This is a genomic window from Pseudomonas sp. GW822-FHT02E03 (assembly GCF_058802325.1).
This window is the reverse complement of sequence record NZ_JBXAOA010000053.1, coordinates 16,116-34,397: the sequence shown is the minus strand read 5'-3', so window position 1 is coordinate 34,397 and position 18,282 is coordinate 16,116. Positions and strand designations below refer to the sequence as shown.

Below are 18,282 nucleotides of genomic sequence, written 5' to 3'. Positions count from 1 at the left end.
GGCATCTAGCCCGGTCATTTGATATCCATGCCGTCCTTTTATAGACCAGGATCGGGAGATGTGTAGATACCGATGCTCATCGCGGGCAAGCCCGCTCCCACAGGGATATGGGGTGTTTATTGGGGCTTTGGCAACTTGAGTTCCGCACACAAACCACCACCGTCACGATTGCTCAAGGTCAGCGAGCCGCCAATCGCGATGGCCAACTGCTGGGCAATCGCCAACCCCAAACCGGTCCCTCCCGTACTGCGATTGCGCGAATTCTCCACGCGGTAGAACGGTTCCATCACCTGTGCCAATTGCTCTTCGGCAATCCCCGGCCCACGGTCCATCACTTTCACCGACAAGCTGCCATCGGCCTGCGTTTCCACCCACAGCTCTGCGGTACCGGCGAATTTCAGTGCGTTGTCTATCAGGTTCACCAGCACTCGTCGCAAGGCATGCGGCCGGGTGCTAATCACGGCTGCGCTTTTGCCGTCGATCCGGACGTCTTTGCCCATGTCCTGATAGTCGAACACCAGGCTGTCGAGGAACGAATCCAGATCGGTGCGACGACTCTCCTCGGTGGCACCATGAATGCTGCGGGCATAGGCCACGCCTTCGCGCACCAGGTGTTCCATCTCGCCGAGGTCGCTCCACAGTTTGTCTTTCTCGCTGGAGTCATCCATGAACTCGGCGCGCAGTTTCATGCGGGTGATCGGGGTTTGCAGGTCGTGGGAAATCGCCGCCAACAGTTGCATGCGCTCCTTGAGATAAGCCGCAATGCGCGCCTGCATCGCATTGAAGGCCCGCGCGGCGTAGGCGACTTCGGTCGGGCCTTTTTCGTCCAGGTGTACGGCATGGGTGTTGGGGTCGAGGGTTTCCACCGCTTGGGCGAGGTGGGTGAGCGGGCGAATGGCGATTCTCACGGCCAGCCAGGTGCAGGCGATCATCAATGCCAGTTGCCCCAGCAACACCGCCGGCAACCACGGCGACAACGGCACCATCGAAGGTCGCACGTCGATAGTGACAGGGCTGCCGTCCTTCAGTCTCAGGTGGGCCTGGAAGTGTTTTTTCGGGCCTGGGATGTCGGTGAAGGTCAGCGGGTAATCATGGCCGATGGCGTCCTGAATCGAGGTCGCTGCAATCGGCACTTCGCGGGTTGCCATCGGCGTGCCCGGCGAGCCTTCATTCAATAGATAGTTGTAGTTGGCGCGTTCCAGACGCTGTAGCCAGTTCGGGCGTTCGTCGGCGGGCAAACGGTCGAGGATGGCCAGAGAGGTCGAGACATCGGTTTCCAGATTGCCCAACATCGTATTTTTCGCACTTTCGTAACGCTCATAGTACTGAGCGCCAAAGGACAGCGCCTGGGCGAGGATCAGGCCGATCAGGAAAATCAGCGACAGCCGCGAAGCCAGCGTGCGGGGCCAATGCAGCGCAAGATTCATGACGGCGCACCGAGCACTTCCACCGGCAGGGAGAACACATAACCTTCACTGCGCACGGTCTTGATGTAGGCCGGTTCCCGGGCATCGTCCAGCAGACGCTGACGCAAGCGGCTCACCAGCAAGTCGATGGAGCGGTCGAACAGATCGGCGTCGCGGCCCTGGGTCAGGTTGAGCAACTGGTCGCGATTGAGCACCCGCTGAGGATGATCGAGGAACACCCGCAGCAAACGATATTCCGCGCCACTGAGGGCGACCATGGTGCCGTCCTGATCCAGCAGATGCCGGGCCGAGGTGTCCAGGCGCCAGCGACCGAACGCCAGCAGGCGACCGCTTTCGGTGATGATCAGGTTCGGTGGCAGCATCCGCGTGCGGCGCAGCACAGCGTTGATGCGGGCGAGCAATTCACGGGCAGCGAACGGTTTGACCAGGTAATCGTCGGCGCCCATTTCCAGGCCGATGATGCGGTCGGTTTCATCGTTGCGAGCGGTGAGCATCAGCACCGGCGTGGCCTTGTGTTTGCCCGCGCGCAACTCGCGGCAGAGGACCAGGCCATCGTCGCCTGGCATCATGATGTCGAGCACGATCAAATCCACCGGTGTGGACTCCAGAAACGAGCGCATCTGTCGTCCATCCGCCACCACGGTGGTGCGCAGGCCGTTCTTTTTCAGGTAGTTGCCTACCAGTTCCCGGATCTCGCGGTCATCGTCCACGATGAGAATGTGATCGACGTGTTCCATGGTGACCAAGCCTCTTGAATGGGAGTTGTCGCGCAGTCTATCGAGCCTTGGCCCGCTCGCCTGCCGTCGATTGTATTGCAGTGTATCTGGCGTATCAGCAGATACACGGGGACGCAAAAACAGCCGGTTTCAGGGCAATGCTGTTCACTTAAGCGCGACTCTTTGTGGCGAGCGAGCTTGCTCGCGTCGGGCTGCGCAGCGGCCCCAAAAAATCTGACAACCCTTGCCGATTATTGTGAATGCTACGCACTCAAGCGGGAGCAAGCTCCCTCGCCACAGGTTTCTCACGGACTCAAGACAGCATTGCGATTTCAGGGGGGTTGTATCGCTGTGTATCGCAAGCAGGCGCTGATACACAGCGATTTATCCGCGCCTGTTCTCGACACAGACGGGATACCTCGCGGGTTTCAAATAGGTTCCATCGAGGCAAACCCAACCGCCTCGGCTCAATCAACGATTGACCTATTGAAGCCTTGAGGAAATCACCATGAACACCAAAGCCGTGTACGCCGCCTGCCTGTTTGCCGCCCTGAACATCTGCACTTTGTCGGCCCGCGCCGAAGCCGATGTCACCCCTCAAACCTACACCTACGGCACGCACCTGGACATCCAGAAAGTGCTGTCGATGAAACAGGACGCCACCCCTACCTGCGGGATTGTGAATGCCCGGATGACCTACCTGGATTCCCAAGGAAAAACCCGGGTCCTGGATTACAGCAAATTCGCTGACGGCTGCAACGAAGGCAGCTGAATCCTTCGACGACCCATTGCCCATCCCCTTTGAAACAGGAAGAACATCATGAACAACATCACCCGCTTTTTCACCGCCATCGTTTTCTCCGTAGCGGGTGCCGCCGCCCATGCCAACGCTGCGGTAGAACAGAGCAGCTGTGGCAGCAGCACCTGCTTCCAACTGACTCCGCTGCTGACTGAGGATGGTTCCAGCCGCACACCGCAAGGGCAACTGGTTGCAGAGAACGGCTACAGCCGGACGCCACAGAGCCAGCAGCTAGAGGCCTGAAGCCTGCACAGTTCTGTCAATTCCCGCCGTCCCAGTGTGGGAGCGGGCTTGCCCGCGAAGAGGCCAGTACATTCAACATTGATGTCGACTGACACTGCGCCTTCGCGAGCAAGCCCGCTCCCACATGGGAACGGCGGTGTATCGCCCTTCGTATTCTCAAGGTGATCCCCATGTTCCTCATCGCATTCCTGGGCGGCATTTTTACCGTCCTCAGCCCCTGCATCCTCCCGGTCGTGCCGTTTCTGTTTGCCGGGGTTAAACGCACGCGTTCTTCGATCCTGCTCACCCTCGGCGGCATGGCCCTGACCTTCGCACTGATCTCCAGCCTGGCGGTGGTCAGCAGCGATTGGGTGGTGCAAGCCAACAACACCGGCCGCCATGTGGCGCTGATTGTGATGGTGCTGTTCGCGCTGTCGCTGATCTCCGCCCGCATCGGTGGCTGGCTGGCGCGCCCGTTCGTGCTGCTGGGCAATCGCCTTGATCCCAACACCCGCAAAATGTCTGGCCCGTTAGGCTCGGTGATGATCGGCATCGCCACCGGTCTGCTCTGGGCACCGTGTGCCGGGCCGATCCTCGGGGTGATCCTCACCGGCGCCATGCTGCAAGGCGCCAGCGCTCACACCAGTCTGCTGCTGGTGGCGTACGGCCTGGGCAGCGCGTTGTCCCTGGGCACTTTGATCTTCGCCGGTCGCGGCCTGGTCAATCGCTTGAAACCGTCGATTCCGCTCACCGGTTGGCTGCGGCGCGGCACGGGGGCTGCGGTGTTGGTTGCTGCAGCAGTCATCTCCACCGGGGCCGACAACAAATTGCTCGCCAGCACCTCATCCGAAGGCGTCACCACGGTTGAACAACACGTGCTGGAAACCGTACCGAAAGTGGTCGATTACTTCGTTAGCAAGGTCAAGGCCGACTCGACCGTGGACGCGGCCAAAGGCGCGATGCCGTCACTCTCTGGCGCGGTCGAGTGGCTCAACTCGCCAGCGCTGAGCAACGATTCCGTGCGCGGCAAAGTGGTGTTGGTGGACTTCTGGACGTACGACTGCATCAACTGCCAGCACACCTTGCCCTACGTGAAGGACTGGGCGAAGAAATACGAGAAGGACGGCCTGGTCGTGATCGGCGTGCACACCCCTGAATACGGTTACGAACGCATCATCGACAACGTCCGCGATCAGGTGAAAAAACTCGGCATCACCTACCCGGTGGCGATCGACAATAACTACGCGATCTGGCGCGCCTTCGACAACCAGTACTGGCCCGCTCACTACCTGATCGATGCCAAGGGGCAGGTGCGTTACACCTACTTTGGCGAGGGACGGTACGAGACTCAGGAGCAGATGATTCGGCAATTGCTGGAAGAGGCCAAGACGCCTGCCGCTTAACCCGTTTTAGGCGACGCAAGCCAATCTGTTAATGGCGCGTTACAGATAGGCGACCATGCATCGGAGAATGCCCTGTTTCGTGAATTCTCCGGACGATCGGCAGGACGCCGGCGTATCCGGGAGCGATAGTTTGTGGACGACGGGATCATTGCCGACCCTGTCATCACCCACAAGAAAAGGAACTTGCCATGCCTAAATACATTATTGAACGCGAGCTTCCGGGTGCCGGCGGACTGCCGCAACAGGAGCTCAAAGCGATCTCGCAAAAATCCTGCGATGTGTTGCGCGAGATGGGACCGGAGGTTCAGTGGCTGGAGAGTTACATCACTGGCGACAAGATTTACTGCGTATACATCGCGCCGAACGAGGGACTCATCAGGGAGCACGCCCAAAAGGGTGAATTTCCCATCAACAGCGTTTCCCGGGTCATGAACATCATCGATCCCACCACGGCGGAGTGAGTCGGGACGCGTTCCAACCCGCAACGGAGCAGATTTCATGAGTACACCCATTGACCTCACTGCCCTGAAAAATCGTCAAATGACCACATGGGCCAGCGGCGACTACGCCGTGATCGGTACCACCTTACAAATCGTCGGCGAACAACTGGCCGAAGCCTGCGACTTGCTTTGTGATGAGCAGGTGCTGGATGTCGCCGCCGGCAACGGTAACGCAACGCTCGCCGCCGCGCGCCGGGGCTGCAAGGTCACGTCCACTGACTATGTGGCCAAGTTGCTTGAACGCGGCGAAGACCGCGCGCGGGCGGAACACCTGGACGTGACCTTTCAGGTGGCCGATGCCGAGGACTTGCCGTTCGAGGACGCCAGTTTCGATGCCGTGCTTTCAACCTTTGGAGTGATGTTTACGCCGGATCAGCCCAAGGCCGCAGCGGAACTGGCGCGGGTGTGCCGTCGTGGCGGACGGATCGGACTTGCCAACTGGACGCCTGAAGGCTTCATCGGCCAGATGTTCAAGACCCTGGGCCGCCACCTGCCGCCACCGCCAGGCGCGCAACCACCTTCGAACTGGGGCACCGAAGCCTGGTTGCACTCGCAGTTCGATCAGCGCGACTTCCAGCTCCAGGTGACACGGCGGTTGTTCAACTTTCGTTATCGCTCCGCCGCGCACTTCATTGACACCTTCCGAACCTGGTATGGCCCGGTTCACAAAGCCTTTGCGACCCTGCCACCCGAAGGGGGCACCGCCCTGGAAAACGACATGACCGAACTGCTCAATCGCCTGAACCGGGCGGGGGAGCGGTCGCTGGTGGTGCCCAGTGAATACCTGGAGGTGGTGATTACACGGCGTTGAAACGACAACATAAATCCCCTGTGGGAGCGGGCTTGCTCGCGAAGGCGGACATTCAGTCAACATCACTGTTGAATGAAAGGTCCTCTTCGCGAGCAAGCCCGCTCCCACAAGGGGATGTGCAGAATTGACTACCTGACCAACCCGATCACTCATCCAGCCGCTCGGTGTAGACCACCCACACACTGCACGGCATTTTGTACAGCAGATGCTCCACCGTGCTGCCGATCAACCGGCCCATGCCGCGATGGCCGACCCGGCCCATGACAATCACGTCAACGTCATAGGTATCGGCATAGCGGGTCAACACTTTGGTCGGGCTGCCCATGATCATGTGCCGTTGCTCCGGTGCGATGCCGTTGCGCGCGGCCAATTCGTTGAAGGCATCCTCCTGAAAGTCGAACAGGGTCTTGGCTTTGCCCGAAGTGAAAAACGCCGAACCGTTTTCGAAGCTGAACTCGTCCGAGCTGATCGACGAAAGGTCATAGGCGTAGACCACGTCGAGTTCGGCATTGCAGGCACTCGCCAGTTTTGACGCTTCGTGCAGAATCCGGTCATTGAAGCTTTTGTAGTGATCATCACGATGGAAGGGGTCCACCGCTGCAACGATCTTGCGCGGTAACGCATGCTTGGCATGGCTGACGAAGTGCAGCGGCACCGGGCATTCGCGCAGCAAATGCACGTCGAGGGGGGTAAACACCAGCCGCGACAGCCGTGATTGATGTTCCAGCGCCTTGATCAGCACGTCCATCGGCTGCTCTTTGAGGTGAGTCAGGATTTCCTCCAGCGGATTTTCGACCCAAGTCACCTCCGTGGTGACGTGCACACCGATCTTGCGCAAGGGGCGAGCCTGTTCCTCAAGCCACTGGCGGTGACGCTCGACATAGCCCAGACGCATCTGCTCCAGGGCCTTTTCGTTGACCAAGCCGGCGGTCGCCAGGCCCTCCAGATAGTCGAAGGCCACGATATGCAGGGCCGCATCCTCGGCCTTGGCCAGCGCTGCGGCCCGGTCGAAGGCCGGGCTGTGTTCCATCAGGGGCGAGGCGACCAGCATGAAACGAGCTTGACCAGACATGACAAACCTCTCGTGGGTTAACAAAGAGACAGCGGTCGTTCGATCCGCCTCCAATTCTTAATTATTGACCATGATCAACCTCCCGTCCGTAAACCCGGCGCAGGCTGAGGTTCGTGCTGAACTCAAGCGCACAGGAATGCTCAGGAGAACTCCATGACAACCATGGAAGCCGCCATATTCGTCGAAAAAAACCGCATCGTGCTCGAGGACAAGCCGATTCCCGAAGTCGGACCGCTCGACGCGCTGATCCGCATCACCTCCACAACTATCTGCGGCACCGACGTGCACATCCTGCGCGGTAAATACCCCGTAGCCAACGGGCTGACCATCGGCCACGAACCGGTGGGCATCATCGAACGGCTGGAATCGCAGGTGCGCGGCTTTATCGAAGGACAAAGAGTGATTGCCGGGGCCATCCCCCCAGCGGCCAGAGTTATGCCTGCCTGTGCGGTTGTAGCTCACTCCAGCGACCTGCGTATTCCCCTTCAAGCCTTTGCCGCGGGGCTTGGGGACTTCAGCATTCTCAGCAACCCTGTGCCCTAGTGGTAAGGAACGGATGCGACGGTTGATGGCGGTGGTGGAAAGTGGCGGGGTGGATCTGTCGCTGCTGGTGTCCCACCACTTCAAACTGGACGACATCGAAGCCGCCTACGAGTTGTTTGCGCACCAGCGGGATGGAGTGATGAAAGTGACGATTACGCCTTGAGAATGTGGGTAACTCGATCAATGTGGGCCTGCTCGGCGAAGGCGGTGTGTCAGGCGACATTGATGTTAAATGTGCCGGCCTCTTCGCGGTGTAGAAACGGACACATCCTTTACAATCGAAACTGAGCAAGCCCGCTCACAGAGTTTTGTGGTGTTCGCTGCACCTCTACTTGGCGCCGCGCGATTCCAGCAACTCTCGCGACACGGAGCGATGGTAGTGTGCCTCATCATCGTAATAACAGCCGATGGCGGCGACTTTTCAACTCATCGACACTTACTCGATAATTTTGACTACGACACCAGCGCCGACGGTACGATCGTCCTCACGGATAGCGAAACGCAGACCATTTTCCATCGCGATGGGTTGGATCAGGGTAACGGTCATTTGAACGTTGTCACCTGGCATCACCATTTCAACTTCTGGCAGCTCGCACAAACCAGTCACGTCAGTTGTACGGAAGTAGAACCGTGGATGGTAGCCATTGAAGAACGGAGTGTGACGACCACCCTCCTCCTTGCTCAGAACGTAAACTTCTGCGGTGAACTTGATGTGTAGCTCGCCAGGCTTGTCGATAACACGGACCGGATCCGGGATGTAGCTATCCAGAGTCTCAACCAACTTCTTAACAGCGGTAGTGCCCATCTTGTTGTCGTCTTGACCATTCAGCGCCATCAGCGCCGAACCAATAATGATCGGAGTGTCGTCACCCGGGAAACCGTAAGTGCTCAGCAGATAGCGCACTTCCATCTCAAGCAGTTCCAGCAACTCAGCGTCATCGACCATGTCAGCCTTGTTCAGGAAGACAACGATGTACGGAACGCCAACCTGACGGGACAACTGGATGTGCTCACGGGTTTGTGGCATCGGACCATCAGCGGCCGAGCAAACCAGAATCGCACCATCCATCTGCGCAGCACCGGTGATCATGCTCTTCACATAGTCAGCGTGACCTGGGCAGTCAACGTGCGCATAGTGACGCACAGCCGAATCGTACTCAACATGAGCGATGTTGATGGTGATACCATCAACGTTTTCTTCTGGGGCGCTATCGATCTTGTCGAAGTCAACCTTTGCCGAACCGAACACCTCGGAGCAGACACGGGTCAAAGCGGCGGTCAAGGTCGTCTTGCCATGGCCTATGTGACCAATGGTGCCAACGTTGACGTGAGGTCCTTCAAATGGTGTATTCACGATAATTAACTCCATTTATTTGCAGCACAAGCTGAAAGCTGGGATGCCGATTTATGGTTCAGCCTATATCGGTATTTAATTGTTTGGTACCTGACATAGTTGACAGTTGACGCGGCCAAAGACCTCCGCTAGTGCTATTAATTATAATTTTCTGGCGGGATTTTATTGCTGTGTAACAATAAATACAGATGCCTAATATCGAATGGATCTAAGGCGAAAATGAAGTTAAAAACTTAATGCTGCATCGCTGCATAAAGTTGGTTTTGATTCATTCGATCTGCGCACCCCGCGCCTCTAACAGTTCCCGTAACACGGAACGGTGGCAGTGGGCCTCGTCCTCGCAATAACACCCTACCGCCATCGACGTTTGATGGGAGAGGGCGGCCAGCAGGTCGAGCAGTTGACTGGGCGCAGGATGGTTCATCTCGGCCTTGAACTTGCGCTTGAAAGCATCCCAGGCTTTGGCATCTTCCGCCGCTTTGGCTTCAGCCACCAACTCGGGGCTGGGGGACAGCAGCGGTTGCCACACGTCGTAAAAATCCCGGCTGGCAAATTCGGCCTTCGGTACACCACGGGGCGGGCGGCGTACCGTGCCCAGGCGCAGCCCTTCATTCGCGGTGCGGGGGGAGCCGAGTTGCACAATGTGGATGGGCATGATCGCGGTGCCTATTTGAGCCGCGAGCTGTCGAACCACTCCAGCGCCGTGCGCCAGAAGCAGATCCCCAGGAAGTAGGCCGACATCAGCAGCCACACGCCCATGACCAGTGGGTTGATGACCGGGTGGTTGACCACCAGCGACAAGCTGCACAGCAGCCAGATGGCCGTCACGGCAATATTGATCGGCATGAACCGGCGCACGCGGAACGGGTGCAGGAATTTCATTCGGGTCACGGTCAGCAGCGCCAGGCCGATGACGGTGAGCAGGGTGATCCACGGCGATGGGTCGATGATGTACAGGCATAGCGCAACCACGTTCCAGGCGGCGGGGAAGCCCTGGAAGTAGTTGTCTTTACTCTTCATGTTGACGTTGCAGAAACAAAACAGTGACGACACCAGAATCAGCGACACGGTCAGCAGCAGGGTGTAGTCCGGCAACGGGATGTAACGGTAGATGAACAGTGCCGGGATAAACACGTACGTCAGGTAGTCGATCACCAGGTCGAGGATCGATCCGTCGAAACTCGGTAGCACCGACTGCACATTGACCTTGCGTGCCAGCGCGCCGTCCAGACCGTCGACGATCAGCGCCACGCCCAGCCACAGCAGGCAATTGGTCGGCTGATTCTCCAACAAGGCGAGGGTCGCGAGGAAGGCTGTGACCACGCCAGTGGCGGTAAAACCATGGGCGCCCCATGCTTTTAGCCTGGCAATGTGTACAGTGGATATCACGGGGGCGTTCTCCAGAAAGTGAAGCAAGCCAGTTATCACCCTCTTGTTGAGGGCGTCGGCAAACCGGGTCGGGTTGCAGGTATCGACCGGATTTTCGGGAATAAGGTTCACCACCTATGAATCTTAGCCGCCGGGCAAAAAAATACCCCGGAAATATCCGGGGCAAGAATTAAAGCGCTGTACGCCTGTGCCCGACCGATGTCGGGACGGACACGTCAGCTCATCGAGGGGTGGAACACGCGCAGCCGATGGTTATCCGGGTCGAGCGCGACGAAGGTGCGACCGAAGTCGAGTTCTGTCGGCGGTTGGGCCATGGTCAGCCCGAGCGCGCTCCAATCGGCAAACAGTGCATCGACCTGCTCGGCGGACTCCACCGGGAACGCCAGCTCGGTCCCGCCGCCCGTCGCTTGGGCTGCCGGTTCGGCGGTATGCCGTGACCAGAGCCCCAGTTTGTAGCCGCCCTCCAGGACAAACAGCGCGAAGGTTGGCGACTCTTCCACGGGCTTGCGCTCCAGCAGAAACTCATAGAACCGCGCACTGACAGCGGGGTTTTCCACGTAAAGCAAAATAAAACGGGGAGTGATCATTGGGCTGCTCCATTCAAGGTGGGCGCAGCATAAAAGGAGGCAGTGTCAGTTTCTGTCAGGAGTGTGAAGGGCAGGGGCAGCACCCATGACGTCAGCCAGACGAAGTTGGCGGAATGTCGGGCGAGGACTATCGTTGCCTGACTGAGTTTGTGCCCATTAATGAGGACGTCGTCATGAACACCAGCGATTTGCTTGAGCAATTACTGCGGGCCGGCCGGGGCTCGCAGTCGCAACAAAGTGGTGGGGCGTCAGCTCAAGGAGGTTTGGGCGATCTTGGCGGGTTGCTGGGTGGTCTGTTAGGGCGCGACGCGGGTGCCGGTGCCGGTGCTGGCGGTGGAGGCTTGGGCGGGTTACTCGGTGGTCTGCTGGGCGGCGGATCACCCATGGGCGGTTCGACGCAAACGCGCTCGGGCGGCACCAACTACGCGGCGTTGGCTTCTTTGGGAATGATGGCGTTCCAGGCATATCAGGCCTGGCAACGGAGCCAGGCCTCGGCACCGCAACAGGCGCCGCGCACCGTTGATTTGTTGTCGGGCCCGGAAATCGAAGACCACAGCCACGCCATCCTTCGTGCCCTGATCGCCGCCGCCAAGGCCGATGGCCGCATCGATGATGCCGAGAAACAAATGATCAGCACCGAAATCGGCCGCCACACCGACGATCCGCAACTACAACAATGGCTCGATGACGAAGTCGCCCGGCCGCTGGATGCCGCCGATGTGGCGCAGTCCGCCCAGGACCCGGGCATGGCTGCCGAGATGTACCTGGCCAGCGTGATGTTGGTGAACGATCAGCAGGACGCCGAACGCAATTATCTGGATGAATTGGCTGCGGCGTTGAAGATCGATCCCGACTTGCAGGTACATCTGGAGCAACAGGCCAAGGGCGGCGTGGCCTGAACATTTCCCGTGTAGGAGATGGCGTACCTCAGAGGTGCAAGCGGTCGGCGTAGGAGCTGGCGAAGCTTGCATGAATCCCCCATCCGCTGAGTATATTCACTGCACTGCGAGCCAGTGCCGCAGCGCTGGCCCGTCTGTCCGGGCAATTCCAATGGTGATGGAATTTTCTACCGGGCCTGTCGCTCTGCTGATGTAGAACCTGCCCACTCAGCGTTCGGCAACGAGCATCAGCCATGAACAAGAACCTGGACGATTACAACCGCATGCGCGATTTCTCGGCGACCTCGGAACCGGCTGCCGTCAAACGCTCGGGCAAAAAAACGGCGAAGGACCATGCGTTGCAATACTGCATTCAGAAGCATGACGCCTCGCACCTGCACTATGACTTTCGCCTGGAACTCGACGGCGCGCTGAAAAGTTGGGCCGTGCCCAAAGGGCCGTCGCTGGACCCCAAAATCAAGCGCCTGGCCATCCATGTCGAAGACCATCCGCTGGAATATGCCACGTTCGAGGGCACCATTCCCGAAGGGCATTACGGCGCCGGCGATGTGATCGTCTGGGACCGTGGGGTGTGGATTCCCCAAGACGATCCGGCCAAGGCGTACGCCAAGGGCCGGTTGAAATTCGAGCTGAAAGGAGAAAAGCTTGGTGGCCTGTGGAACCTCGTGCGCACGCACATGCCGGGCAAGCAGGAACAATGGTTTCTGATCAAGCATCAGGACAGCGCCGCCAGACCCGACAGCGAATACGACGTGGTTGCCGCCGAGCCGGACAGCGTGCTCAGCGACCGCACCATTCTGGAAAAAAAGCACGGCGCTGAAAAAACCAAACCGATCAAAAACGCCCCGGCCAAGGCGCGCAAGGAAAAGTCGCCACAACTGACGGGCGCGCGCAAAGCCAGGCTGCCGGAGCTGCTCAAACCTGAACTGGCAACGCTGGTCGAATCCGCGCCGAGCGGCGAATGGAGTTATGAGATCAAGTTCGACGGCTACCGGGTCATGACGCGCATCGACCACGATGAGGTCAAACTCTTCACCCGCAATGGTCACGACTGGACCCATAAATTACCCGGGCAAGCCGAGGCACTGGCAGCGCTTGGCCTGGAGTCGGCCTGGCTCGACGGCGAAATGGTGGTGGCCAACGAGCAGGGCGTTCCGGATTTCCAGGCGCTGCAAAACGCGTTCGACTCCGGCAGTAGCGCCAGCATCGTTTACTACCTGTTCGATTTGCCCTACCTCAATGGCGTGGACCTGCGTGAAGTACCCGTCGAGGAGCGCAGGGTGGCACTGGCGACTGTACTCAAACTCAATGAAAACCCGCTATTGCGATTCTCCGACGCCTTCGACGAATCCCCGGAGGCCTTGCTCAACAGTGCCTGCGAAATGCAGATGGAAGGTCTGATCGGCAAGCGCCTGGGGTCGCCTTACGTGTCCCGGCGCACCCGTGACTGGATCAAACTCAAGTGCAAGCACCGGCAGGAATTCGTCGTGGTCGGCTTCACCGACCCCAAAGGCGCGCGCAGTGCTTTTGGCGCGTTGTTGCTGGGGTTGCACGACCGCGACAGCGGTGAATTGCGTTATGCCGGCAAGGTTGGCACCGGGTTCAACGAGGCGACTCTCAAGCGCATTTACGAACAATTGAAACCGCTGCAGACGAAAAAGCCGTCGGTAGTCAATCCGCCCAGCGGTTTCGAAGCCAAAGGCGTGCATTGGCTCAAGCCCACACTGCTGGCGGAAGTGGCTTTCGCTGAAATGACCAAGGACGGCTCGGTGCGCCACGCCGTGTTCCATGGTTTGCGCGATGACAAGCCTGCCGAAGAAATTACCGAGGAGCTGCCGAAAGCCGTGAACACTTCAGCCTCAAAAACCGCCGCGCCAAAATCCACAGCGAAGAACAAATCCGCCGCTGAGAAACCTGACGCCGCGGAGCCAAAAAACGCCCGGTCGACTGTCGCGCCGTCGCAGATTGGCCTGCCCAGCGGCAAGGTGCGCATCACGCACCCGGACCGGGTGATCGACGCCAGCAGCGGCACGACCAAGATGCAACTGGCGCAGTACTACGCCAGTGTCGCCGAATGGATACTGCCGCAACTCAAGGACCGGCCGGTGGCGCTGGTGCGCGCGCCGGACGGCATCGCCGGCGAACTGTTCTTTCAGAAGAACGCCGAACGCCTGGCCATTCCGGGGATTGTTACCCTGGACAAGGAACTGACGGGCCAGCCGGTGATGATCATCAACAACGCCAAAGCGCTGATCGGCGCGGTGCAGATGAGCACGGTGGAACTGCACACGTGGAATGCCACGTCAGTCGATCTGGATAAACCCGATCGCTTCGTCCTCGATCTCGACCCGGATCCGGCGTTGCCCTGGAAAAGCATGATCGAAGCGACTCAGCTAACCCTCACGGTGCTGGATGAACTGGGGCTCAAGGCGTTTCTCAAAACCAGCGGCGGCAAGGGGATTCACCTGATCGTACCGCTGACCCGCAAACACGGCTGGGACGAGGTCAAGGACTTCAGCCACGCGATCGTCAGCCACATGGCCAAATTACTGCCGGACCGCTTTTCTGCGGTGTCCGGACCGAAAAACCGTATCGGGCGTATCTTCATCGACTACCTGCGCAACGGTCTGGGCGCCACCACTATTTGCGTGTACGCCGTGCGCACCCGTGAAGGGCTGCCGGTGTCGGTGCCGATCTTTCGCGAGGAGGTGGCCGAGCTCAAGGGTGGCAATCAATGGAACGTGCACAACGTGCATGAACGTCTGGCCGACATCGGTGACGAACCCTGGGCCGACCTGAAGAAAACCCGACAGACGATAACCGCCGACATGCGGCGGCGGGTCGGGATGAAAAAATAGTGAATCAGAAGGAAGGCGGCGAGGGCACTCGCCGCCTCGACGACTATTGCTTGCCGACTGCGGCAGCCAGCAGCGGCGCCGCCTGTTCATCGGTCAATGCGGCGTGGACTTCCATGCTCATGAGGTCGCTCCATTCCAGCACCCACTTCTGAATCGACACCGGATCACTGGCCTCTGCAATGCCAAAACCACTCGAGCCACCGACGGCATGCCAGCGCCCCAGCATCTTGACGTCTGCGGGTGGCGCGCCACCGGTCTTGAGAAAACGTTCGATTGCGCTGTTACGATTTTGCGGACTGATGGACCAACGGACGATGAATAACATCTGCCACCTCCTGCTACGGATTGGCACCTTTATCTTCGCGCACCTGGCTGGCGCCGGGGCCTCGGCCACGTTTGTGTTTCCAGTTCCATCCTGGCTGGCCTGAAACGCTTGCTCCCATGTGAAGGCATAGCAGTGGCCCGCATTTCGCGTACGACCGCTGATCCTCTTTCAGGACATTTGAAACGAACATATCGAGATAACAGCGAGAACAATCAGGCATCACGCAACAAGTCGTTGGCATTGAGCAGCTCGTAGGCAATCTCCGGGCGCTTCTCCAGCCCTCGACGAATCGCCGCCGGAATCGACTGACGGGTTTTGCGGCACAGGCCCGGCAGTTCGCCGAGGGTGATGTTGATGCCGCGCATGGTGCGCACTTCATTGAAGCCCGGGACGATCTCGACGCGCAGACCCAATTGCTCGTACATCCGGCGTTGCAGCCGCTCCAGATCGCCGAGGCTCTGGAGATTCTCCAGGCGCTCGACCAAGCGCTTTTCCTCCGATCGGGTCAGGCTCAGGATGCGCAGATCCGCGCCGGGGGTTTCCAGCAACGGCTCACGCTCGCAGATGCAGGCTCCGGGCGGGCAGGGTTGGCGGATCGAAAGAGAGGTCGTCATGGGGTTCAATCATAGAGCGCTATGATCGGGTTTGCCCATGGGGTTGTTGTGCCGTTGAGCGCGATGTCTACATTCCTCTGCCGATCGCTTCTTCGAAGAGCATCGACGAGTCGAATGTAAACGCTGCTCAGCACTAAAGTGACTTGTGATGGTCAATAAATCCCGCGCGAACCGACCGGATCCGCATCGACCTTTTGATCAAGGACAGTGAAAGCATGCTCGCCGCACTATAATCAGCAACCGCCTCCACCAGGTTCCGTGAATCGGGACTCGCCGTACGTTTACCCCTCAATCCAATTCGAAGATTTAAAGCATGCACCTACGCAAAATTGCAGTTGGGCTGTCGGCCCTTGTTTTGCTCTCGACCGGGGCGCAAGCCCGCAGTCTGCTGGATCTCATCAAGCCGCCCACCCAGCATCAGGAGCAAGTATCCCGCTCGGGCTCGATCAGCCAGAACGCGGCCCTGGGCCTCTATTCGAACAAACAGAAACAGGCATCGTTTGACGGCTGCGCAGAGCTGTTCCCGGCTGCGAAACCGATCAACACGGCCACTGTGCCTGCAACCATGAAACCCCTGGCCCTGTGTTCCGACAACTTTGCGGTGCTGTACTCGCAAACCAGCAAGACGCCGTTGGTAGTCGTCGAACGCCTTAATGCCGCGCAGCTGCAGGATGCCAAAGGCGAGGAGCGCACCAACCAGTTCTACCCGGACCCACGCATCCCCAAGAGTGGGCGGGCAGAGTTGAGCGACTACCGTAGCCAACATCCGGCCGTGGACCGCGGTCATCAAGCCCCGGCAGCCGATGCTCCGAATCCCAATGCAATGGCTCAATCCTTTGCACTGTCGAACATGGTGCCGCAGGACCCAACCAATAATCGGAAGATCTGGAGTAAGGTCGAGTCCGATGTCAGAAAGTTTGCCAAGCGAGCCGATGGCAATGTTTTTGTCTTTACCGGCCCGCTCTTTGATTCAGGCCACACCACTGTCGGCGACAACAAGGTCTGGGTGCCGACCCGCCTGTTCAAGCTGGTTTACGACGCATCGTCCAAGCGTGCCTGGGCCTACATACTGCCCAACGCTGAAACTCGTATCGAGCGACCGATGGACTATGACGCTTTCGTGAAGAGTACCGGGCTCAAATTGCTGGGGAATCTACCGGTCACAGGTTCCGTAGGGCGCTCTTGATGGCTTGATGAGTTGCACCCCAAAGGCTGGAGGCAACCGATGGGGTGTTTCATTCACGGATAAATAGCGGCGGTTCAAAAGTTGCTGCGATTTTCCGATCCGCACTCTTTGGCGTTGGCTGCGGAGTTTGCTTTATTGCCCTTTCGTTCATTCATCCATTGCTCTTTCTTGCTCTGCCTCTACCTTGTTTTGAGGTTGATAGAGTCGCGGTATGGTTGTGTACCCGGTACGTGAAGCGGCATTGTCAGTCGCTCCCTGTAACCTTGCTTTTTCCTCTTTCAACCATTCGTCCATTGCTCTTTCTTGCTCTTCCGATACCTTGATTTGAGGTTGATAGAGTCGTGGTATGGTTGTGTGCCCGGGAGGTGAAGCGGCATCGCGAGTCGCTCCCAGTAACTTTGCGTTTTCCTCCTTGATCCATGCATCCATTGCTTTTTCTTGCTCTTCCGATACCTCGTTTTGAGGTTGATAGTGCCCCGGCGTGGCTATATATCCACTGCTGTCATAACTGGGTTCGTCGTTTTTAACGGTGCCATCCTTCAAACGCTCCGGTGAACCAGCAATGCCTCCTGAACTTCTATCGTCCTTTTTAGTTTCAGTCGCAACCTGGCTTGAGTTCTGATTGGCAGAGTTTCCACTCGATTTAGCGGTGTTTGCGGTGGGTGTATCACTAGCTGTGTTAGATTTCAGGGTGGGGGCAGCGGGAACAGAGACGGTCTCTACTATAACTTTTGATTTGTTTTTCTTTGCCGATTTATTGCTGTTTTTTTGTATTTTCTTAGTCATTGAAAAAGCAGAGTTCAGTTCATTTTTATTCTTGCGAATAAGGTTGTCAATTGGAACGTAGCTAATAATTTGGTTGGATTTTCTTTTGATGTTCGAGTTATAAAATTTCACTTGCTTCTGTGTTAGCTGGATGTCAGCAATAGGCGGCAACCGAATGAGACCAATAATCGCCTCGCGAGCAATAGCGTATGTAAGTTGATCAAAGCTGTAAACAACATTATTACTTGATTTTGGTAGGGTAGGGGAGAGTGTCATTACTTCAATGACGCTGTCACGCTTGGCGAGTGTTTTCCCTGCCACTAAATCTTTATATGTGTAAACAACGTTGCACTTTGATCGGACTCCACCCCAGGTGTTGGTTGCAGATACTGAGGATACTTCTGTGCTTATTTCAATGCGCCCACTGTAATGTCCAAATTCGATAAAGCGATCACTGTTATGAATTTCTTTCTGGGTCGCATTCTTGATAGTAGTTCCCCAGTTTGAAATCTGTAATTCACCTGAAAAGCTATTGTCAATATTTACATTTCCTTCGTTTTTTATTTCTGCGGGAAGCACAATAACATCTACATTGTATGCAAAGTCATAATAGTCAATATCAGAAACAATGCTCTTGTCTCTTTCGCTTGAGATTTCTGAATAGTTTTTTATGTTGGCGCAACTTGTCACTCCGAAAAAGCTAAAAGCCAGCAAGAGTAAGGCCGTTCTTTTTTTTATCGACATGTTACTCTCCTGGCTTTGTCGCTAACATATAGCAGTGATTAGACCGGATTCGGCGATAACGAAATAAT

General features: G+C 57.6%; 18 protein-coding genes and 1 pseudogene. 9 read left to right on the top strand and 10 right to left on the bottom strand.

Translation table 11 applies throughout. From position 1 onward, the window contains the following. Nucleotides 1-116: 116 nt before the first annotated feature. Nucleotides 117-1,427, bottom strand: a complete 1,311-nt coding sequence (locus AC1RQB_RS25325) for an ATP-binding protein (RefSeq protein ID WP_063343282.1) — start codon at nt 1,425-1,427, stop codon at nt 117-119. Continuing rightward, complete coding sequence (locus AC1RQB_RS25320) at nt 1,424-2,164, bottom strand: response regulator (protein WP_063343283.1); 741 nt, start codon at nt 2,162-2,164, stop codon at nt 1,424-1,426. Before AC1RQB_RS25320 ends, AC1RQB_RS25325 begins: the two co-directional genes overlap by 4 nt. A 487-nt stretch (nt 2,165-2,651) precedes the next feature. Between AC1RQB_RS25320 and AC1RQB_RS25315 the strand changes: the two genes are divergently transcribed. The 5 genes from AC1RQB_RS25315 (at nt 2,652) to AC1RQB_RS25295 (ending at nt 5,878) form a co-directional block, all read left to right on the top strand. Beyond that, nucleotides 2,652-2,915 (top strand): DUF2790 domain-containing protein, encoded by a 264-nt coding sequence (locus tag AC1RQB_RS25315; RefSeq protein WP_007896006.1) that lies wholly within the window; start codon nt 2,652-2,654, stop codon nt 2,913-2,915. Nucleotides 2,916-2,963: 48 nt separating this feature from the next. After that, nucleotides 2,964-3,185, top strand: coding sequence for a hypothetical protein (locus tag AC1RQB_RS25310; protein ID WP_063343284.1), 222 nt, complete (start codon nt 2,964-2,966; stop codon nt 3,183-3,185). Between the two features lie 170 nt (nt 3,186-3,355). Beyond that, on the top strand, nt 3,356-4,567 hold the full coding sequence (locus AC1RQB_RS25305) for a cytochrome c biogenesis protein DipZ (protein WP_063343285.1): 1,212 nt from the start codon (nt 3,356-3,358) through the stop codon (nt 4,565-4,567). Nucleotides 4,568-4,755: 188 nt separating this feature from the next. Next, the gene (locus AC1RQB_RS25300; RefSeq protein WP_048394902.1) at nt 4,756-5,028 is read left to right on the top strand and encodes a DUF4242 domain-containing protein; all 273 of its coding nucleotides are present in this window, start codon (nt 4,756-4,758) and stop codon (nt 5,026-5,028) included. 37 nt (nt 5,029-5,065) lie between these two features. Next, nucleotides 5,066-5,878, top strand: coding sequence for a class I SAM-dependent methyltransferase (locus AC1RQB_RS25295; RefSeq protein ID WP_063343286.1), 813 nt, complete (start codon nt 5,066-5,068; stop codon nt 5,876-5,878). Between the two features lie 145 nt (nt 5,879-6,023). On the opposite strand, the gene AC1RQB_RS25290 is transcribed toward AC1RQB_RS25295, so the two are convergent. Then, on the bottom strand, nt 6,024-6,950 hold the full coding sequence (locus AC1RQB_RS25290) for a universal stress protein (RefSeq protein ID WP_063343287.1): 927 nt from the start codon (nt 6,948-6,950) through the stop codon (nt 6,024-6,026). A gap of 153 nt (nt 6,951-7,103) precedes the next feature. Between AC1RQB_RS25290 and AC1RQB_RS25285 the strand changes: the two are divergent. Beyond that, nucleotides 7,104-7,656 (top strand): annotated as a pseudogene (locus AC1RQB_RS25285) (alcohol dehydrogenase catalytic domain-containing protein). A 273-nt stretch (nt 7,657-7,929) separates the two neighbouring features. Here the strand turns inward: AC1RQB_RS25285 and AC1RQB_RS25280 are convergent. From AC1RQB_RS25280 to AC1RQB_RS25265, 4 genes are all read right to left on the bottom strand, one after another. Further along, a complete protein-coding gene (locus tag AC1RQB_RS25280; RefSeq protein ID WP_241824483.1) occupies nt 7,930-8,847 on the bottom strand; it encodes a GTP-binding protein in 918 nt (305 codons plus the stop codon). A 268-nt stretch (nt 8,848-9,115) separates the two neighbouring features. After that, complete coding sequence (locus AC1RQB_RS25275) at nt 9,116-9,502, bottom strand: DUF488 domain-containing protein (protein ID WP_063343289.1); 387 nt, start codon at nt 9,500-9,502, stop codon at nt 9,116-9,118. An 11-nt stretch (nt 9,503-9,513) separates the two neighbouring features. Further along, nucleotides 9,514-10,236 carry a phosphatidylcholine synthase gene (gene pcsA / locus AC1RQB_RS25270; RefSeq protein WP_063343947.1) on the bottom strand — a complete coding sequence of 241 codons (723 nt, stop codon included), beginning with the start codon at nt 10,234-10,236 and terminating at the stop codon, nt 9,514-9,516. A gap of 215 nt (nt 10,237-10,451) precedes the next feature. Further along, nucleotides 10,452-10,823 carry a VOC family protein gene (locus AC1RQB_RS25265; RefSeq protein WP_063343290.1) on the bottom strand — a complete coding sequence of 124 codons (372 nt, stop codon included), beginning with the start codon at nt 10,821-10,823 and terminating at the stop codon, nt 10,452-10,454. A 113-nt stretch (nt 10,824-10,936) separates the two neighbouring features. Between AC1RQB_RS25265 and AC1RQB_RS25260 the strand changes: the two genes are divergently transcribed. Together AC1RQB_RS25260 and ligD are read left to right on the top strand one after the other, a co-directional pair. Beyond that, nucleotides 10,937-11,722: a tellurite resistance TerB family protein gene (locus AC1RQB_RS25260; RefSeq protein ID WP_063343291.1), complete on the top strand. Its 786-nt coding sequence runs from the start codon at nt 10,937-10,939 to the stop codon at nt 11,720-11,722. A 233-nt stretch (nt 11,723-11,955) separates the two neighbouring features. After that, nucleotides 11,956-14,580, top strand: a complete 2,625-nt coding sequence (gene ligD / locus AC1RQB_RS25255; RefSeq protein WP_063343292.1) for a DNA ligase D — start codon at nt 11,956-11,958, stop codon at nt 14,578-14,580. Nucleotides 14,581-14,623: 43 nt separating this feature from the next. On the opposite strand, the gene AC1RQB_RS25250 is transcribed toward ligD, so the two are convergent. Together AC1RQB_RS25250 and AC1RQB_RS25245 are read right to left on the bottom strand one after the other, a co-directional pair. Continuing rightward, nucleotides 14,624-14,905 (bottom strand): DUF3303 domain-containing protein, encoded by a 282-nt coding sequence (locus AC1RQB_RS25250; RefSeq protein WP_008073197.1) that lies wholly within the window; start codon nt 14,903-14,905, stop codon nt 14,624-14,626. 212 nt (nt 14,906-15,117) lie between these two features. Beyond that, nucleotides 15,118-15,519, bottom strand: coding sequence for a hypothetical protein (locus tag AC1RQB_RS25245; protein WP_063343293.1), 402 nt, complete (start codon nt 15,517-15,519; stop codon nt 15,118-15,120). A 313-nt stretch (nt 15,520-15,832) separates the two neighbouring features. Here AC1RQB_RS25245 and AC1RQB_RS25240 point away from each other — a divergent pair, with 313 nt between their 5' ends. Then, nucleotides 15,833-16,705: a DNA/RNA non-specific endonuclease gene (locus AC1RQB_RS25240; protein ID WP_008073192.1), complete on the top strand. Its 873-nt coding sequence runs from the start codon at nt 15,833-15,835 to the stop codon at nt 16,703-16,705. 147 nt (nt 16,706-16,852) lie between these two features. On the opposite strand, the gene AC1RQB_RS25235 is transcribed toward AC1RQB_RS25240, so the two are convergent. Continuing rightward, complete coding sequence (locus tag AC1RQB_RS25235; RefSeq protein WP_063343294.1) at nt 16,853-18,214, bottom strand: hypothetical protein; 1,362 nt, start codon at nt 18,212-18,214, stop codon at nt 16,853-16,855. Nucleotides 18,215-18,282: the final 68 nt, after the last annotated feature.

Excerpts from the sequence above, each read along its gene's own strand:
- AC1RQB_RS25325 (WP_063343282.1), bottom strand. The coding sequence starts at position 1,427 with ATGAATCTTGCGCTGCATTGGCCCCGCACGCTGGCTTCGCGGCTGTCG.
- AC1RQB_RS25320 (WP_063343283.1), bottom strand. The coding sequence starts at position 2,164 with ATGGAACACGTCGATCACATTCTCATCGTGGACGATGACCGCGAGATC.
- AC1RQB_RS25315 (WP_007896006.1), top strand. The coding sequence starts at position 2,652 with ATGAACACCAAAGCCGTGTACGCCGCCTGCCTGTTTGCCGCCCTGAAC.
- AC1RQB_RS25310 (WP_063343284.1), top strand. The coding sequence starts at position 2,964 with ATGAACAACATCACCCGCTTTTTCACCGCCATCGTTTTCTCCGTAGCG.
- AC1RQB_RS25305 (WP_063343285.1), top strand. The coding sequence starts at position 3,356 with ATGTTCCTCATCGCATTCCTGGGCGGCATTTTTACCGTCCTCAGCCCC.
- AC1RQB_RS25300 (WP_048394902.1), top strand. The coding sequence starts at position 4,756 with ATGCCTAAATACATTATTGAACGCGAGCTTCCGGGTGCCGGCGGACTG.
- AC1RQB_RS25295 (WP_063343286.1), top strand. The coding sequence starts at position 5,066 with ATGAGTACACCCATTGACCTCACTGCCCTGAAAAATCGTCAAATGACC.
- AC1RQB_RS25290 (WP_063343287.1), bottom strand. The coding sequence starts at position 6,950 with ATGTCTGGTCAAGCTCGTTTCATGCTGGTCGCCTCGCCCCTGATGGAA.
- AC1RQB_RS25275 (WP_063343289.1), bottom strand. The coding sequence starts at position 9,502 with ATGCCCATCCACATTGTGCAACTCGGCTCCCCCCGCACCGCGAATGAA.
- AC1RQB_RS25265 (WP_063343290.1), bottom strand. The coding sequence starts at position 10,823 with ATGATCACTCCCCGTTTTATTTTGCTTTACGTGGAAAACCCCGCTGTC.
- AC1RQB_RS25260 (WP_063343291.1), top strand. The coding sequence starts at position 10,937 with ATGTCGGGCGAGGACTATCGTTGCCTGACTGAGTTTGTGCCCATTAAT.
- ligD (WP_063343292.1), top strand. The coding sequence starts at position 11,956 with ATGAACAAGAACCTGGACGATTACAACCGCATGCGCGATTTCTCGGCG.
- AC1RQB_RS25250 (WP_008073197.1), bottom strand. The coding sequence starts at position 14,905 with ATGTTATTCATCGTCCGTTGGTCCATCAGTCCGCAAAATCGTAACAGC.
- AC1RQB_RS25245 (WP_063343293.1), bottom strand. The coding sequence starts at position 15,519 with ATGACGACCTCTCTTTCGATCCGCCAACCCTGCCCGCCCGGAGCCTGC.
- AC1RQB_RS25240 (WP_008073192.1), top strand. The coding sequence starts at position 15,833 with ATGCACCTACGCAAAATTGCAGTTGGGCTGTCGGCCCTTGTTTTGCTC.
- AC1RQB_RS25235 (WP_063343294.1), bottom strand. The coding sequence starts at position 18,214 with ATGTCGATAAAAAAAAGAACGGCCTTACTCTTGCTGGCTTTTAGCTTT.